Source organism: Niastella koreensis GR20-10 (genome assembly GCF_000246855.1).
Lineage (GTDB): Bacteria > Bacteroidota > Bacteroidia > Chitinophagales > Chitinophagaceae > Niastella > Niastella koreensis.
Genome location: NC_016609.1, coordinates 1,456,270 through 1,473,605, shown reverse-complemented (window position 1 = coordinate 1,473,605; position 17,336 = coordinate 1,456,270). Strand labels below are relative to the sequence as shown.

General features: G+C 45.6%; 11 protein-coding genes and 1 tRNA gene. 10 read left to right on the top strand and 2 right to left on the bottom strand.

Features of this window, described 5'->3' with window-relative positions; all coding sequences use genetic code 11:
- The first annotated feature begins 215 nt into the window (after positions 1-215).
- The 9 genes from NIAKO_RS05945 to NIAKO_RS05905 all read left to right on the top strand — a co-directional run bounded on the left by NIAKO_RS05945 (position 216) and on the right by NIAKO_RS05905 (position 14,696).
- Positions 216-1,472, top strand: a complete 1,257-nt coding sequence (locus NIAKO_RS05945) for an efflux RND transporter periplasmic adaptor subunit (RefSeq protein ID WP_014217496.1) — start codon at positions 216-218, stop codon at positions 1,470-1,472.
- Positions 1,473-1,553: 81 nt separating this feature from the next.
- A complete protein-coding gene (locus tag NIAKO_RS05940; protein WP_014217495.1) occupies positions 1,554-1,754 on the top strand; it encodes a hypothetical protein in 201 nt (66 codons plus the stop codon).
- 28 nt (positions 1,755-1,782) lie between these two features.
- On the top strand, positions 1,783-2,460 hold the full coding sequence (locus NIAKO_RS05935) for an ABC transporter ATP-binding protein (RefSeq protein ID WP_014217494.1): 678 nt from the start codon (positions 1,783-1,785) through the stop codon (positions 2,458-2,460).
- Between the two features lie 80 nt (positions 2,461-2,540).
- Positions 2,541-4,955 (top strand): ABC transporter permease, encoded by a 2,415-nt coding sequence (locus NIAKO_RS05930; protein WP_014217493.1) that lies wholly within the window; start codon positions 2,541-2,543, stop codon positions 4,953-4,955.
- A gap of 10 nt (positions 4,956-4,965) precedes the next feature.
- The gene (locus tag NIAKO_RS05925; RefSeq protein ID WP_014217492.1) at positions 4,966-7,344 is read left to right on the top strand and encodes an ABC transporter permease; all 2,379 of its coding nucleotides are present in this window, start codon (positions 4,966-4,968) and stop codon (positions 7,342-7,344) included.
- Between the two features lie 121 nt (positions 7,345-7,465).
- Positions 7,466-9,877 carry an ABC transporter permease gene (locus tag NIAKO_RS05920; RefSeq protein WP_014217491.1) on the top strand — a complete coding sequence of 804 codons (2,412 nt, stop codon included), beginning with the start codon at positions 7,466-7,468 and terminating at the stop codon, positions 9,875-9,877.
- Positions 9,878-10,000: 123 nt separating this feature from the next.
- Positions 10,001-12,427 (top strand): ABC transporter permease, encoded by a 2,427-nt coding sequence (locus NIAKO_RS05915; RefSeq protein ID WP_014217490.1) that lies wholly within the window; start codon positions 10,001-10,003, stop codon positions 12,425-12,427.
- 140 nt (positions 12,428-12,567) lie between these two features.
- On the top strand, positions 12,568-13,233 hold the full coding sequence (locus NIAKO_RS05910) for an ABC transporter ATP-binding protein (protein ID WP_014217489.1): 666 nt from the start codon (positions 12,568-12,570) through the stop codon (positions 13,231-13,233).
- Positions 13,234-13,349: 116 nt separating this feature from the next.
- Complete coding sequence (locus NIAKO_RS05905; protein ID WP_014217488.1) at positions 13,350-14,696, top strand: TolC family protein; 1,347 nt, start codon at positions 13,350-13,352, stop codon at positions 14,694-14,696.
- Positions 14,697-14,742: 46 nt separating this feature from the next.
- Here the strand turns inward: NIAKO_RS05905 and NIAKO_RS05900 are convergent.
- Positions 14,743-14,815, bottom strand: a tRNA-Gly gene (locus NIAKO_RS05900).
- 45 nt (positions 14,816-14,860) lie between these two features.
- Positions 14,861-16,030, bottom strand: coding sequence for an MFS transporter (locus NIAKO_RS05895; RefSeq protein ID WP_014217487.1), 1,170 nt, complete (start codon positions 16,028-16,030; stop codon positions 14,861-14,863).
- Between the two features lie 178 nt (positions 16,031-16,208).
- Here NIAKO_RS05895 and NIAKO_RS05890 point away from each other — a divergent pair, with 178 nt between their 5' ends.
- On the top strand, positions 16,209-17,333 hold the full coding sequence (locus tag NIAKO_RS05890) for a ligand-gated ion channel (RefSeq protein ID WP_014217486.1): 1,125 nt from the start codon (positions 16,209-16,211) through the stop codon (positions 17,331-17,333).
- Positions 17,334-17,336 lie beyond the last annotated feature (3 nt).

Here is a 17,336-nt window from a genome sequence, read left to right as displayed (position 1 = left end):
CAATTATACCATAATTACAAAGCTATGGCAAACAATTTTTTATGAAGGAATGACTGTTTTACCCCACTGTATCAAAAGCGAACAGTTATTGTACTGGTTGCGAACAGCCGAACACCATTTTGCGGTATAATGGCCTGTAAATCACGTTGCTTATATTCTGGCATATTGTTGCGAGGTATGCTGTATCGCTTCGGATTACATTAAAAATAAATACAGTGGATAGAGTTATTGTAAAAAAGAAATGGACCTCTAAACGGATTGTAACCATTGCAGGTATTGCTGCAATTGCCCTGCTGATACTGGCCAGCTATTATTTCACTTCCGGTAAAAGCCGTCTGAATGTAGATACGGAACGCCTTACCATCAGTGAAGTAAAAAAAGGCCCCTTCCAGGTAACCATTGCTATCAATGGTATTGTATTACCTCAGACTTCTATCTATCTCGATGCGCAGGAAGGCGGCAGGGTTGAACAGAAATTTGTGGAAGACGGCGCCATGATGCAGGAAGGCCAGCCAATTATCCGGTTAAGTAACCCCGACCTGGAACTGAGCCTGGCCAACCAGGAAACCAGCGTGTTCAATGTATTGACGCAAATGCAGATTGCCCGCAACAATGCCCAGCAAAATACCGTTGCCCGCCTTAACCAGATGGCGGATGTTGACAATGCCCTGAAAGAAGCAGAGCGGATATATAACCTGAACAAAAAACTGTTTGCGCAAAAAGTGATCGGGTCGCAGGAATACCAGTCGGCCGAAAACACTTATCAGTACCAGGTACGCCGCAAAAAATTAACGGAAGACATTATGCGGCAGGATTCCGCTACCAATAAAATACAGTTGCAACAAAACGAGCAATCGTACCTGAACATGAAAAAAGCGCTCGACCTGATGAAGAAAAAAGTGGGCGACCTGGTAGTAAAATCCCCTATTGCCGGGCAATTGACTTCGTTTGATGCGGAAATTGGCCAGAACATCGCCTCCGGCGTACGGCTTGGTCAAATTGACGCTACCTCCGGTTTCAAGATCAGGGCCGATATCGATGAGCATTATCTCACCAATGTATTTACCGGTTTAACGGCTAAATTTACCCTGTCTGACAAAGAATACAAACTCAAGATCAAAAAGGTATATTCCCAGATAGTCAGTGGCCATTTCCAGGTTGATATGGAATTTGTAGGTGATGTGCCGAAGATCATTCGCCGTGGTCAGACACTACAGATCTTACTGGCGCTGAGCGATGAAACACAGGCCATCCTGGTGCCCAAAGGCGGTTTCTTCCAAAGCACCGGTGGTAACTGGATCTTTAAAGTAAGTGATGATGGCAAGATAGCATCCCGGATCAATATTCAGCTGGGCCGCCAGAATCCCGATTATTATGAAGTACTGGAAGGCCTGCAACCCGGGGATAAGGTGGTTACCTCCAGCTATGAAAATTATGACAAAATGCAGGAATTAGTGCTGAAGAAAGAATAACAATTGATTCAGGTTACAAGTTCCAGGTTTCAGGGAACTTAAAACATGCAACCTGGAACCTGTTACAACAAATTTTATATCATGAAACCTAAACTTATCTGTTTAATCATCATTTTAATCGGAAGTTGCCTTGCAGCATCGCCCAAAAACTATTGCGGCGGAGTACGTTGCCCCGTTAAACCGGAAAAACAGGGAACAACCACATCACCGGTAAAAAAGGTGGTGCTGATGATTGATGACCTGGAGCTGTTGCCCAGCCATCATTTTCTGAATATCTTTTAACAACTCATAACTTCAAACCATACAACACATGATAAAGATCCGGGATCTCGAAAAAATCTATCGTACCGAAGAGGTTGAAACCGTAGCATTGAACAAAATTTCCATAGATGTTAAGGAAGGTGAATTTGTAGCCATTATGGGTCCATCGGGTTGCGGCAAATCAACCCTGCTGAATATCCTGGGTTTGCTGGACGATCCCGATAACGGCAGCTTTTTGTTCAACAATATTGAAGTGGCGAATTTTAATGAGCGCAAACGCGCCGATTTGCGCAAACATAATATCGGGTTCGTTTTCCAAAGTTTTAACCTGATTGATGAACTCACCGTATTTGAAAACGTGGAATTGCCATTGATCTATACCGGTGTTAAATCGGGCGATCGCAAAAAACGTGTGGAAGAGGTGCTCGATAAAATGCAGATCATGCACCGCCGCAACCACTATCCCCAGCAATTAAGTGGTGGTCAGCAACAACGTGTAGCGGTGGCCCGTGCCGTAGTAAACAACCCCAAACTGATATTGGCGGATGAGCCTACAGGTAACCTCGACAGCAGCAATGGTAATGAAGTGATGACCCTGTTAACCGATCTGAACGAACAGGGCACTACCATCATCATGGTTACCCACAGTGAACACGATGCCCGGTACAGCCATCGTATCATTCGCATGCTCGACGGACAAACCGTGTTAGAGAACATAATGGTGTAGCAGGTCCCGTATAGTTTACTGCTTCATTTATCTGTTCACCATCACCTTGCTGCAAGGTGATGCCAAACCTCCTCATTGTCATGATAAAACATTATATCAGGATCTCGTTTCGTAACCTGGCGCAGCAGAAGGTGTTGTCAGGCATCAATATCTTTGGGTTATCGGTTGGCATCGCCTGCTTCAGTTTGTTCCTGTTGTACACAGTGCATGAATTCAGCTACGACCGGTTTCATACAAATGCCGGCCGCATCTACAGAATTGTTGAATGGTGGCAGGGCGGCAAACGCGAACCTGGTGGTTATGCCTGGGCTTATACCCCGGTTGCCCCGGCCATGAAACGCGATTTTCCCGATGTGGAATATGCAGTGCGGTTAAAAGGCAGCGATTGTTTTGTAAAAGCAGATAACAAAGTATTTCATACCTCTATCACCTATGCCGATACGGCTTTCTTTAATGTATTTACGTTTCCCCTTGTATATGGCAATGCCCAAACGGCACTGCAACACCCTAACCAGGTTGTAATAATCAGAGAAAAAGCCCTGCAATATTTTGGTACCGTCAATGTAGTGGGCAAAACCCTGGAATTAAAAACCAATAATGCCTTTGAACTATTTACTATCAGCGGCGTGGCGGAAGATCTCCCGGCCAACTCTTCGGTAAAGTTCAACCTGCTGGGCAGCTTTGAGCACATCGCCAATGATCCTATGGTGCAACAAAGCAACAGCAACTGGTATATGACCATCGGTATGCAGGCCTTTGTGCAATTGAAACCTGGCAGCCGGCTGGCCAGTGAACCCAATCGCCTCGATCTGTTCAGAAGAAAGTATTACCCGGATGATTATAAACCAAAAAAGAAGCAGGAAAGAGAAGATGTACAGGCAAGCTTCCGGCTGCAACCGATCCGGGATATTCATATGAACCCCACCATTGAAGGCGGCAATGAACCAAAGCATGTGTGGATATTGATTACGATTGCAGCTGCCGTGCTACTGATTGCCTGCATCAACTTTACCACACTGGCCATTGGCCGTTCTGCAGGCCGCGCCAAAGAAATAGGCGTACGCAAAGTAATGGGCAGCCAGCGTAAACAACTCATCAGTCAATTCCTGGCAGAGTCTTTTCTGTTAAGTATACTCTCCGCCGTTACCGGACTGTTGCTGGCCTCCCTGTTATTGCCATTGTTCAATCAACTGGCAGACCGGGAATTAACTTTTTCGCTCAACCGTTTTCCCGAATTAGCCTGGCTGTTAATTGGGCTTACTATCCTGGTGGCCTTACTGGCCGGCAGTTACCCCGCGCTGGTATTGTCTTCCTTCAAACCCATAGAAGTATTAAAAAAGAAGATCCGCATAGGCGGTTCCAACCTGTTCACCCGCTCACTGGTAACCCTGCAGTTTGTACTATCCATCGGGTTGATCATTTCAACCATCATCATCCTGCAACAGCTTGCCTACATGCGCACAAAAAATATCGGGCTCAATAAAGAGAACCTGGTGATGATCAATACTGAGCACCTTGATAAAAAAATATATCCTTTATATAAACAAGCCCTTCAGAACAGCACAGGTATTGCTGGTATAACAGCTTCAGAAATGGGGCTGGGTGCAGGAGAGGGACAAATGGGGTCGGGTTTTCGCGATTACAAAGGCGAACTCCAGGGCGTTATTCAATATCCCGGCGATTATAATTATTTAAACACCATGGGCATGACGCTGATAGCAGGGCGCAACTTTAACCCGGCTATTTCGTCAGACAGCACCAATGCGGTGATCGTGAACGAAGCCCTGGTACAAACCATCTTAGGCACCACTCCCGAAAAAGCAATAGGCACACAAATCCTGAATGCAAAGGGCGACCAGGGAACCAAAACCATCATTGGCGTTACGCGGAATTTCAACTTTGAAGACCTGACCCAGAAAGTGCGGCCGCAACTAATTTACCGGCCGGCTGCATTTGAGCCATCACGCATTTTTGTACGCCTGCAGGCAGGTGACCTTCGCAGTAAGCTGGCCGTATTAAACGAAACCTGGAAGAAACTGGTGCCTGATGCGCCGTTTGAATACAGTTTTGTAGACGAGAAATTCGACAACTTTTATAAAAACGAAACCCGCTGGAGTTCCATCGCAGGCTGGGCTGGCGGCATCTCTATTTTCCTTGCCTGTTTGGGTTTGTTCGGACTGGCAGCCCTCGCTGCGGTGAACCGCACCAAAGAGATCGGCATCCGCAAGGTATTGGGTGCAACCGTAACCCAGGTAGTGGGCTTGTTGTCGAAAGAATTTGTAAAGCTGATAACGGTGGCGTTGGTGATAGCCGCTCCACTCGCCTGGTATATTATGCACAACTGGTTGCAGGCCTATGCCTGGCGAATAAACATTACGGCGTGGGTATTTGTGCTAACCGGCGCATTTGCCATACTGGTAGCCGTTACCACCGTAAGTGTACAGGCCATAAAAGCAGCGATGGCGAACCCGGTGAAAGCGTTAAGAAATGAATAAGACCTAACATATGCTAAAAAATTATTTCAAAATTGCATTCAGGAACCTTTGGCGTCACCGGGTTTTCTCCTTTATCAATATAATGGGGTTAACCGTTGGCATGACCGCCTGTTTGCTCATATTCCTGTATGTACGGTTTGAATTGAGTTACGATAAATTTCATCCCAGGGCCGACCGCATTTACCGGATGGTAGCCGACCTGAGAACACCGTCGGAAACCGTTTATCCCAGCGGACCCGCATGGGCGGTAGGACCGCACCTGCAATATGATTTACCCGAGGTAGAAGCATTCACCCGGGTGAACTATGATAATTTGCTGGTACGAAAAGGCGACATCAAGTTCAATGAAGATGACGCCATCTGGGCAGACTCCGCTTTCTTCAACATCTTTGGTTTCCCCTTATTGAAAGGCGACCCGCACACGGCATTGTCGCAACCCTTTAGTATTGTGTTATCAGAAACTGCCGCTAAAAAATACTTTGGGAAAGAAGACCCCATGGGTAAAACTTTATTGATTACCGGTGAAGGAAAGCCGGCAATCGTTACCGGGGTAATGAAAGACATGCCAGAAAACACGCTGATAAAAAGCGACCTTGTGCTGTCAATGAACACCATTACCCGGGTGTTTGAAAAAGGGATAGACGATGAATGGGGTAACTATGGAGCGCTAACCTATGTGCTGCTTAAACACGGCAGCAACGCCCAGGCATTACAAAAGAAATTTCCGGCCTTCCTCGATAAATGGAATGGGACAGAGATGAAGAAAATGCAGATGTTCCCTACCCTGTTGCTGGAACCGTTGAAAGATGTTTACCTGAAGTCGACACGCGACGGATCAAAAGGCAACATGATGAATGTGTATGTATTTTCCATCATTGCCATATTCATTCTTGTTATTGCCTGTATCAATTTCATTAATCTTACTACAGCAAGAGCCTCGGAACGCGCAAAAGAAGTGGGCATAAGAAAAGTAGCCGGCGCCGTACGCGGTCAACTGGCGCGTCAGTTTATAGGCGAGTCGGTGATCATCTGCCTGATCTCCTTCCTGTTAACGCTGGGGCTTTCTTCCCTGCTGCTTTCATCATTCAACGAACTGGCAGGAAAGATCATCAGCACCGGCATCTTCTCAAATATTGGCTTATTGTTCCTGTTATTGGGTATAGCCCTCCTCATTGGTTTACTGGCGGGTATTTATCCGGCATTTATCTTGTCTTCTTTTAAACCCATTATGGTTTTAAAAGGCCGGTTTGCTACCGGCGCCAAAGGAAGCATTTTACGCAAGAGTCTTGTTATTACGCAATTTGCCATTTCTACCGCATTGATCATTGGCACCATTATCGTGTACCGGCAAATGCAATTTATGCGCAGCCGCGATCTTGGCTTCAAAAAAGACCAGGTGCTGGTGGTGGATACCAACGGCGACAACAATACGCAAACCTTTCAAAAGCTGGTAGCCAACTTACCAAATGTAAAAGCCACTACCTTATCAGGCAGCGTACCGGGTAGCGGTCACCAGGGTGCTTACTCAGAAGTAGAAAATGTAAAGGGCGATCTGCAGATCGCTAATCTCGATCTGTATTTTGTAGACTTCGATTACATTCCATTATATGATATAAAAATGGCGGCAGGCCGCCCATTTGACCGGGCGTACAAAACCGACTCCAGCAAGGCAATGGTCCTGAACGAAGCAGCTGTAAAGATCCTGGGATACCATTCGCCGCAGGATGCCATTGGCAAACGGTTCAAGCAATGGGGACGTGAAGGCCAGATCATTGGGGTAATAAAAGATTTCCATTACCATTCGCTGCAGTCACCCATCAAGCCATTGACCATGCGCATAGAATTTAACCGGTTTGGGTTATTATCAGTAAAGGTAAATCCCACCAATACCCAGGCTACCATTGCAGCGATAGAAAAAGAATTTAAAACAGTGATCCCCAACCGGCCCTTCAGCTATTATTTCATGGATGAATTCTTTGACCGGCAATACCGCAGTGAAGAACGCTTTGGCCGGCTGTTCCTGGATTTTGCGGTACTGGCCATCTTCATCTCCTGCTTAGGCTTGTTGGGGCTTGCATCTTACAGTACCATGCAACGCACGCGGGAGATCGGCATCCGAAAAGTGATGGGCGCTTCGGTGTCAAATATCATCAACCTGTTATCGAAGGAGTTTTTGAAACTGGTGATAATCTCTTTCTTTATTGCCGCACCAATTGCCTGGTACCTGATGAACAAATGGCTGCTCGATTTTGCTTACCGTACTGTTATTAGCTGGTGGGTATTTGCAGGCGCCGGCATCCTGGCCGTGCTGATCGCTCTCATTACCATCAGTATTCAGGCGCTCAAAGCGGCAATGGCAAATCCGGTGAAGAGTTTACGCACAGAGTAAGTTACAGGTTCCAGGTTGCAGGGAATGCAAACGGATAAAAACCTAAAACCTGTAACATGCAACCTGCCACAGTCTCTTTTGAAAACGTAGTACAGAATTACAGAATTAATAACCTCGAGTTATGCTAAAAAACTATCTCAAAACCGCATGGAGAAGCATTGTACGCAATAAAGCATTCTCCCTTATAAATATAACCGGCCTGTCCATTGGCATGGCCGCCAGCCTGCTCGTATTCATTGTAGTGAAGTACGAATTGAGTTACGATACCTTTCAACCCAATTACAACCGCATCTACCGGGTAGTAACACAGGATAAATTCGACAAGGACATAACCTATAACTCCGGCATTCCGGTGCCGGCACTGGCAGCCTTGCGGAATGAATTTCCACATATCCAATTTGGCGCCCTGGAATCTTCCTATGGAAGCCAGGTCACGGTTCCTTCCGGTAAAAATGAAATTGGTAATAAGTTTATCCAGGAAACTGGCATCTTTTTTTCAGAACCGCAGGTGTTCAATGTATTGAAATACGAATGGCTCGCCGGCAGTCCGGCAATACTAAAAGATCCCAACAATGTAGCTCTGGATGAAAAAACCGCCCTTAAATATTTCAACTCCTGGCAGGAAGCAATGGGAAAAACGGTGCTGCTCGATAACCTGGTTCCCTTAAGAATTAGTGGGATCGTGAAAAATACGCCCGTCAACTCCGACCTGCCTTTATCGGTATTGATCTCCTATGTAACGCTTGAGCGCTATGGTAAATCGTATAACCATTTTGATATCTGGAATACCACATCCAGCAACTTCAACATTTTTGCCCTGCTGCCACCCGGGGTAGAAATGGAAGACGTTAACAAGGGCCTGTTACAATTCAGTAAAAATCATTACAGTGTTTTAAGCAACACTTCCATAAAAACAAATTCACTACAGCCATTACGCGACATGCATTTCGACCGCCGGTTTGCAACCTTCGGCGATCATATAACCAGTAAATCAACCCTGCTTACGTTGTTGCTTATAGGCATTTTCATCATCCTGATGGCCTGTGTGAATTTCGTAAACCTGTCAACCGCCTTATCGGTTAACCGCTCAAAGGAAGTAGGCATCAGAAAAGTACTGGGTGGTAACCGCAAGCAGTTATTTGGCCAGATCATGAGCGAAACTTCGGTAATCGTAAGTATCTCTATTATTGTATCCCTGGGCTTTGCCTGGTTGGCGCTGCCTTATATCAAACACATCGCCTCCATACAGGAATCATTGAGTTTGTTTACCTCCCAAACCATAAGTATGGTAATTGGCATGGGCATCTTAGTTACGCTGCTGGCTGGCTTGTATCCTTCTTTGGTGCTTTCCAAATACAACCCCATCACCGCACTGAAGAACAAAATGGTAACGGCAGGTGTACGCGGGGTATCTTTGCGCCGGGGGCTGGTAATAATGCAGTTCACCATTTCACAGATCCTGATCATTGCTACCGCTGTTGCCATCAGTCAGATGAACTTTATAAGCAAAGCCGATCTTGGCTTTGATAAAGAAGGCGTATTGATCCTGAACGGAAAATCTGACAGTGTATCGCTTTCCAAACAAACTGCATTTAAACAGCAGCTGTTGCAGATACCGGGTGTACAGTCGGTAAGTTTAAACAACGACGCCCCATCTTCCGATAACTTATGGTCAACCAACTTTGCCTATAACCACCAGCCGGATGAAAAATTTCAGATCTCGCTGAAGTTTACCGATCCCGATTATTTCAAAACTTTTGGCCTGCAACTGCTGGCCGGACGCATTCAGGCAGAAAGCGATACCATGCGCGAAGTTGTGATAAACGAAACACTGGTAAATAAGCTGGGGATAAGAAACCTCAATGATGTGATCGGTAAAACCATTCGTATTGGCCGCAACCAGTGGTACCCGATAGTAGGCGTTATAAAAGATTTCAAAACCAGTTCCCTGCGGGAAGACATCAAGCCGATTGTTATTACTACCCGTAAAGCATTCTATGCCTGTACAGGCATCAGGATCCGCACCGGGCAACTGGCCGGTACAAAGGAGGCCATTGAAAAAACCTGGGATCGTTTTTACCCTGAGTATGCCTTTTCGTCACAATTCTTTGATGAAAACATTGCCCGCTTTTACCAGCAGGAAGAACAGCTATCACTGTTGTATAAGATCTTTGCGGGCCTGGCTATTTTCATCTCCTGCCTGGGTTTATACGGACTGGTTTCATTTATGGCGGTGCAAAAAACAAAAGAAGTGGGCATCAGAAAAGTACTGGGCGCTTCTGTTACCAGTTTGCTCCAATTGTTCTCAAAAGAGTTTACGGTTCTTATCATTATCTCATTCTTTATATCAGTACCGGTGGCCTGGTACATGATGCATAACTGGCTGAATAATTTTGTATACCGGGTTCCATTAAGCATCTGGTTCTTTGTCAGCGCTATAGTGGGCTCCGTAGCCATAGCCTGGATAACGGTGGGCTATAAAGCCATTAAAGCCGCATTGGCCAACCCCGTGAAAGCATTGAGAAGCGAGTAGAGCGTTACAGGTTTCAAGTTCCAGGTTACAGGGAATAAGAACAAATAAAACCTTGAAACCTGAAACCTGCAACGGCCCTTATGAAAACAGGTGCCTCATTTATAGAATAAATAACACTGAGTTATGTTTAAGAACTATATAAAGATAGCTTTACGAAATCTTTGGAAAAGCAAGGGCTTTTCGGCTATCAACATTATCGGGTTGGCCATTGGCCTGGCTACCTGTTTGCTCATTATGCTGTTTGTGCTGGATGAGTTGAGCTACGATCGTTATAACAAAAAAGCCGATCGCATTTACCGGGTGGATGGCGAGATCAAATTCGGGGGTAACCATTTTATATTGGCAGTGGCGCCGGACCCAATGGGTGCAACCCTGAAAAAAGATTACCCGCAGGTAGAACAGTATGTACGTTTCAGGGAAAGAGGCGGATTATTGTTAAGAAAAGGAAATGAGAACGTACAGGAAGACCATGTAATATATGCCGATGCCAGTCTTTTTGATGTATTCACCCTGCCCATGATCGATGGCGATCCGCAAACAGCTTTGCAGGAACCCAACAGCATGGTGATCACAGAAACCACGGCGTATAAATATTTTAACACCACCCAGGCAGTTGGCAAAAGTTTCATCGTCAACAACCGGGATAATTATAAGATCACCGGCGTTATCAAAGACGTTCCGGCGCAGTCACATTTCAATTACGACTTCTTTGTATCCATGAATACGCTCGAAGAAAGCCGGCGTAACAACTGGTTAAGCAACAACTTTAACACCTACATCGTATTAAAGGAAGGCGCTGATCCCAAAAAGCTGGAAGCACAATTTGATCTGCTGGTTGAAAAATATGTTGGTCCGCAGGTAATGCAGTTTATGTCTATCAACCTCACCGATTTTAAGAAAAGCGGGAACTTCGAGAAACATTCCCTCACCCCCCTTACCAGTATTCACCTGCACTCAGATAAAGAAGCCGAGTTAGGTCCCAACAGTAGTATCCAATATGTGTATATTTTTTCGGCTATTGCCTTTTTCATATTACTGATCGCGTGTGTGAACTTCATGAACCTGTCTACCGCACGCTCGGCTAACCGTGCCCGCGAAGTAGGTGTACGCAAAGTGTTGGGTTCATTAAAGGGTAACCTGGTAAAACAGTTTTTGACCGAAAGCATCCTGATCAGTTGTCTTGCTCTGGTACTGGCCCTGGCGCTTACCTTCGTAATGCTGCCAACATTCAATCACCTGGCGGCAAAAGAAATTAAACTCAACCTGTTCTCGAGCCCATGGCTAATACCTATGCTGTTACTAATGGTTTTAATAACCGGTTTGCTGGCCGGCAGCTATCCGGCTTTTTATCTGTCATCCTTTAAACCCATCCAGGTTATTAAAGGCAAACTCGCAGCAGGTTTTAAAACAAGCTGGTTACGCAGCGGGCTGGTGGTGTTTCAGTTTGCCATTTCTATTATCCTGATCATTGCCACCCTGGTGATCTATAAACAACTCAATTTTATTCAATCACATAAAACCGGCTTTAACCGGGAGCAGGTATTGGTGTTACATAACACTTCGCCGTTGGGCAATAAAGCAAAAACATTCAGGAAAGAAGTGGTAAAAATTTCCGGCGTTGAAGACGCTACTATGACAGGTTACCTGCCCACTAATGGTTGGCGCAATGACAACCCGGTTTTTGCCGACCCAACGCTGGATCAGAAAAAGGCTGTAAGCATGCAAACCTGGTATGTAGACGAACAATATATTCCAACACTTGGTATGCAACTGGCAACCGGGCGGAATTATTCCCTGGAATTTCCAACAGACTCCACGGGCATCATCATTAATGAATCGGCTGCAAAAATGTATGGGTTTAAAGACCCCATTGGTAAAAACCTGTATTACATCAGTGATATAAACAACCCAAAAAATGTTTCTACCCTTCATATCATTGGCATTGTAAAGGATTTTAATTTCAGCAGCTTCAGGCAGCAGGTTACCCCGCTTGCACTGATGTGGGGTGAAGACCCCGGCAACACCGCCATCCGCATCAGCAGTACCAATATTCCCCACCTGGTAAATCAAATTGAACAATTGTATAAGGACCTGGCACCGGGTCAGCCATTCAATTATACGTTCATGGATGAAGACTTCAACAATCTTTACAAAAGTGAACAACGGATGGGCGTTATTGCTATTTCCTTCTCCACGCTGGCTATCTTAATTGCCTGTTTAGGTTTGTTTGGACTGGCAGCGTATGCGGCTGAACAACGCACCAAAGAGATCGGGATCAGAAAAGTACTGGGCGCCACCGTGAGTAATATAACCGCCATGCTGTCGAAAGATTTTTTGAAGCTGGTGATCGTTGCAGCTGTTATAGCCTTTCCACTGGCCTGGTGGTTTATGCACAGCTGGTTGCAGGACTTCGCCTATCGTACCGATATAAGCTGGTGGGTGTTTATTATGGCCGGTGTAACGGCCGCATTGATAGCTGTTGTAACAGTAAGCTTCCAGACCATTAAAGCGGCAATGTCGAACCCGGTGAAGAGTTTAAAAAATGAGTAAGGCTGTATTGTATCAAAACCGGACAGTTTCTGTATCGAAAACAAACAAGCACAACCCTGATTTGATTATAGTATCTTGCAAATCACCCCATTACATTCTGGCATGTATTGGGACTAATTAAAAACCAAGAACTAAAAATTATGATCGAACTGAAGCACATTTCAAAATGGTACCAGGTAGGCGGTAAACCAACTTTTATCTTAAAAGATATTAATCTGACGATCAAAGAAGGGGAATTTGTTTCCATCATGGGCCCTTCCGGTTCAGGCAAATCCACCCTGCTGCATATTCTGGGCATGCTCGATGATGCCAACGAAGGCGAATACATTTTTATGGACCAGCCGGTGCATTCGCTGAAAGAAAAGCAACGTTCGCAAATATATAAGCAACATGTAGGGTTTGTGTTTCAGGCTTATCACCTCATTGATGAACTAACGGTGTACGAAAATATTGAAACGCCGCTTATTTATCAAAACGTAAAAACAAACGAGCGCAAGGCCATGGTTGCCGACATGATAGATCGTTTTAATATCGTTGGCAAAAAAGACCTGTTCCCTACCCAGCTTTCGGGTGGTCAGCAACAGCTGGTGGGTATTGCCCGCGCCCTCATTGCCAAACCAACATTATTGCTGGCCGATGAACCAACCGGTAACCTCAATTCAAAACAGGGTGAAGAAATTATGGACCTGTTCAAACAATTGAATAAAGAAGGCGTAACCATTATACAGGTTACTCACTCTGAGAAGAATGCCGGGTATGGTTCGCACATAATTAATTTACTGGATGGAAGGATAGAACAGAATTGATAAAGTTGACGGAGTTGACAAGTTAACAGGGGGAAGACAGCAGCCGGGGGGAGGCCCGATTGCGGATTGCCGATTCACGATTGCCGATAAAAAAACCACAACCGAACAAAAAACAAATGTTACTAAGAAAGACTTTTTTAGTGTTGAGTATAGCCATGAGCATGAATATGGATGGCCGGTCTCAGTCGATCACCGGCCGTCCATTATCACTGCAGGAGTGCGTACAGGCTGCCTGGGATAATAACCTGGATGTAAAGCAAGGCAACTTCAGCATGGAGCGGGCCGCGGTGACCTGGCGCCAGTCAAAAGCCAACCTGTTACCCAATGTGGGTGGAGAAATAGACCATACGCTTAACCAGGGCCGTAGTATTGACCTTAGCACCAACAGCTATGTGAACCAGCAAGTGACCTCAGGTAGTTACCAGGTATCGGCCAATGTAACGCTGTTCAATGGCCTGCGGTTGATGAATACGCTTAAAAGCAGTCAATATGCTTATGAAGCCAGCAAAATGGAACTGCAAACCAGCAAAGATCAGCTGATGCTGAACGTGATCCTGGCTTACTTACAAATACTTACCAGCGGCGATCTGTTACAACAGTCGCAAAAAACGGCCGAAGTAGCCCAGAAGCAGGTAGAACGCCTGGAACTGATGAACGAACAGGGAGCCATAAAGCCATCGGATCTTACCGATCTGAAAGGATTGCTGGCCGATAATAAGGTAAGCATCATCACCAATCAGAATGCGCTCGATGGGGCCCGGTTATCCCTGGCGCAATTGATGAATACAGATTATAACAGCAACCTGCAGGTGGAGCGGCTGCGCGCCGACCAGGTTGAAATGAATTATACGACTACAACCGACAGCATTTTCACTCTTGCCTTACAACAGCTGGCTATTATAAAAGCCGCCGACCTGCGCACCAAAAGCGCCGAGAAAGCGGTACAGGCAGCAAGAGGCAACCTGTTTCCGAGTGTTGGACTGGGTGGCGGATTCTATACCCCCTACTCCAGCGCGGCCCGTGATTCCTCCTCGCGTAAGATCGAGTACTACGACCAGTTGAGCAACAACTATCGTACGTATGTAGGCATTGGTATCTCCATCCCTATCTTTAATAATTTCCGTTACCGGAACCAGATAGCGCTGGCCAAAATTGATCTTAAGAATGCGGAGTTTACTTCAAAAACAAGGCAAATACAGTTAAAGCAAAATATAGAACAGGATTATTTTAATATGACGGCGGCGAAGAACAAATACCAGGCTCTGCAGGAGCAAGTGGCGGCCTATGCCGAATCGTTCCGGGCGGCTGAAGTGCGGTTCAATAATGGGGCAGCCACCTCGGTTGACTATCTTATTGCCAAAAACAACCTCGACCGCGCCAATATAAACCTCATTATCGCCAAATACGATTATGTGTTGCGTACAAAGATCCTTGATTATTATCAGGGAAAAGCTTTGTGGTAATGTAATAAACAAGAAAGACAATCCGTAAAGACTGTCTTTTTTGTTGAGCGGAAGACGAGATTCGAACTCGCGACCTGAGGCTTGGGAAGCATCCACTCTACCAACTGAGCTACTTCCGCATATAGCTAAGTTAATTAAAAATCAGATTCAACTAATAAATTGTATTACAATTTCCCCTTCCTCGACAACACAATAATCACCAGCGCTATCATACTCCACAGCAACATTTGCCACAACGCCATATTCCAGCCGCCGATCTTCCAGCTAAGCAACCCGAAAAAAGTACCCATGGCCCCGCCAATAAAATAAGTGGTCATGTAAACAGTATTCAGCCGGCTGTGGGCTTCTTCGTTTAAACTGTAAATGCGCGTAAAGTTGGTGATCTGCGTAGCCTGCACGCCTATGTCAAGGAAAAATATAACCAAACACAACACTACCACCGACACCGGAAACAATTGTAAGCCGATCAGGCTTACAATGATCATCCCTATAGTAAGGAACAGGTTGTTGAATACATTGCCCTTGTCGGCCATTTTTCCGAACGTGGGCGCCACCAGTGCGCCACCAATGGCAATGATCCCAAACATGCCGATCTCTGCAGCAGTATAATGAAACGGCGCACCGCTTAAATGGAATGTGAGCGTGGTCCAGAAGGAACAAAATATGCCAAAGGTAAAAGCCCCCAACAACGCAGCCTGCCTAAGCGTTTTGTATTGTTTTACCAACTGCAGGGTTGACTTTAACAGATTGACATAATTCCCGGTAAACTTTTTAGGGATCTCGGGCAAAAAATAATACAGCAGCAAACAGCTTATCAACACCAGCACCGCCGAAAAAACAAACACACTTTGCCATCCCCAAAGGTCTGCCAGCCAGCCGCTGATAATTCTTGATCCAAGAATGCCAGTCAAAATGCCGCTGAATACTTTTCCTACCGTTTTGCCCCGGTTCTCCTTACCAAGGATAGCCGCCATGGGCAGCAGGATCTGGGTGGGCGTAGCAAAAAGCCCCAATAAAAAACTGGTAAATAATAACAGGGAGAGGTTGTCAACCCGCGCCATTACCAGCAGGGCCAGCATCAGCAACACACAAATCCCAAGAATCAGGTTTTTACGGTTTACCTTATCGCCCAACGGCAACAGGAAGAACATGCCCACGCCATATCCCAATTGTGACAACATACTTATTTTACCCACCTGGCTTTCAGGTCTTCCAAAGGTTTGTGCAATTTTATTCAAAATAGGCTGACTGTAATACAAATTGGCCACTATAGAACCCGCCGACACCGCCATAATGGGAATAACAAACTTTTCCTTCCTCATACGTAAACTCATCTGCTATTTTTCCGCAAACCTAAGGCAGAGATTTGGAATGCTATAGTTATTTAATAAGTCTTTCATGTGAAGGCCATAGCAGGCAGTAAATATTAACTGAAATATCATTTTGCAGGCGTTTCAAAAAGCCCTCCTTCCTATAAATTAGTGCGGCCGAGTTTATCCTCAAACCTGTATAATGACGCAACTGGCTCAAAGCATACCTCAAAATAAGGCTCCCAAACGCATACAATGGTGGACGGTGGTACTCCTGCTTGTCATCTTTACAGTTATTTTAATGATTGTAGGTACTACCCTCGTTGCCATGATGTATAAAAACCAGCAGGACAGCCAGCTTCATTACCGCGAGCGGATGGACCCGTTGCAAACAGAGCCGGGTTTAACGCCTGCAGACACCAGCTCCCTGCAAGGGGTTCGGCCCATTCATGTAACCACCGGGATTTATGTAGATAGAATTGAAGAGCTTTCCATGCGGGAATTAAGCTGGACGGTTGATTTTTACATCTGGTTCAACTGGAGCGATACCGCCTTACAATTGCCCGATAATTTCCAGGTGATCGATGGCTCCATCATCTCAAAAGAAAAAAAAGACGAATATATCAGGGGAACTACGCACTACGTATTATATAGAACCGTAGCAAAGATTACCTCGGTATTTGACGAAATGCGTTTCCCCTGCGACGACCACCTGCTGACGATTTGTATAGAAGAACCCTCCTATGTGCGACAAAAACTGATTTTTACCGCAGATAGCGCCAATTCCTCCGTCAGTTCAAGAGTTAAGATCCCGGGATATAGTATTTACCGGCAGGGCACCGTAGAAAAACCCCACTCTTATAAAACCTCCCGGGGCGATCCACGGCTGGAGGGAACCAAGGCCACCTTCTCCCAATACCGACTGGGTATCTGGATCAGGCGGGATGGCTGGGGCTTTTTCCTGAAAATGTTCCTGCCTTTATATGTTGCGGTGGCAGTAGCCATTCTGGCCTTCTTTATAAAACCAACAGATACAGATCCGCGGTTTGGCCTGGGGGTGGGCGCCTTGTTTGCGGCAGTGGCCAATTCCTATATCAACTCGTCTATGCTGCCCAATACCGGCGTAATGTCATTAGCAGATATTATCAGCATCATTGGCACTATAACTATCCTTTTAACGTTGATTGAATCAACCATTTCATTGCATTTATTCGACCGGAAGGACAAAAAAATGCTTTCTCACCGGTTCGACCGGCTTTCGTTTTATGTTTTACTGCTGGGCTATATCATTTTCAATGTGTCATTGTTAATGGCAGCAGTATCGTAGACC

Bases quoted from the DNA above. Each gene is read 5' to 3' on its own strand.
- NIAKO_RS05940 (WP_014217495.1), top strand. From the start codon at position 1,554: ATGAAACCTAAACTTATCTGTTTAATCATCATTTTAATCGGAAGTTGC.
- NIAKO_RS05935 (WP_014217494.1), top strand. From the start codon at position 1,783: ATGATAAAGATCCGGGATCTCGAAAAAATCTATCGTACCGAAGAGGTT.
- NIAKO_RS05930 (WP_014217493.1), top strand. From the start codon at position 2,541: ATGATAAAACATTATATCAGGATCTCGTTTCGTAACCTGGCGCAGCAG.
- NIAKO_RS05925 (WP_014217492.1), top strand. From the start codon at position 4,966: ATGCTAAAAAATTATTTCAAAATTGCATTCAGGAACCTTTGGCGTCAC.
- NIAKO_RS05920 (WP_014217491.1), top strand. From the start codon at position 7,466: ATGCTAAAAAACTATCTCAAAACCGCATGGAGAAGCATTGTACGCAAT.
- NIAKO_RS05915 (WP_014217490.1), top strand. From the start codon at position 10,001: ATGTTTAAGAACTATATAAAGATAGCTTTACGAAATCTTTGGAAAAGC.
- NIAKO_RS05910 (WP_014217489.1), top strand. From the start codon at position 12,568: ATGATCGAACTGAAGCACATTTCAAAATGGTACCAGGTAGGCGGTAAA.
- NIAKO_RS05905 (WP_014217488.1), top strand. From the start codon at position 13,350: ATGTTACTAAGAAAGACTTTTTTAGTGTTGAGTATAGCCATGAGCATG.
- NIAKO_RS05895 (WP_014217487.1), bottom strand. From the start codon at position 16,030: ATGAGTTTACGTATGAGGAAGGAAAAGTTTGTTATTCCCATTATGGCG.
- NIAKO_RS05890 (WP_014217486.1), top strand. From the start codon at position 16,209: ATGACGCAACTGGCTCAAAGCATACCTCAAAATAAGGCTCCCAAACGC.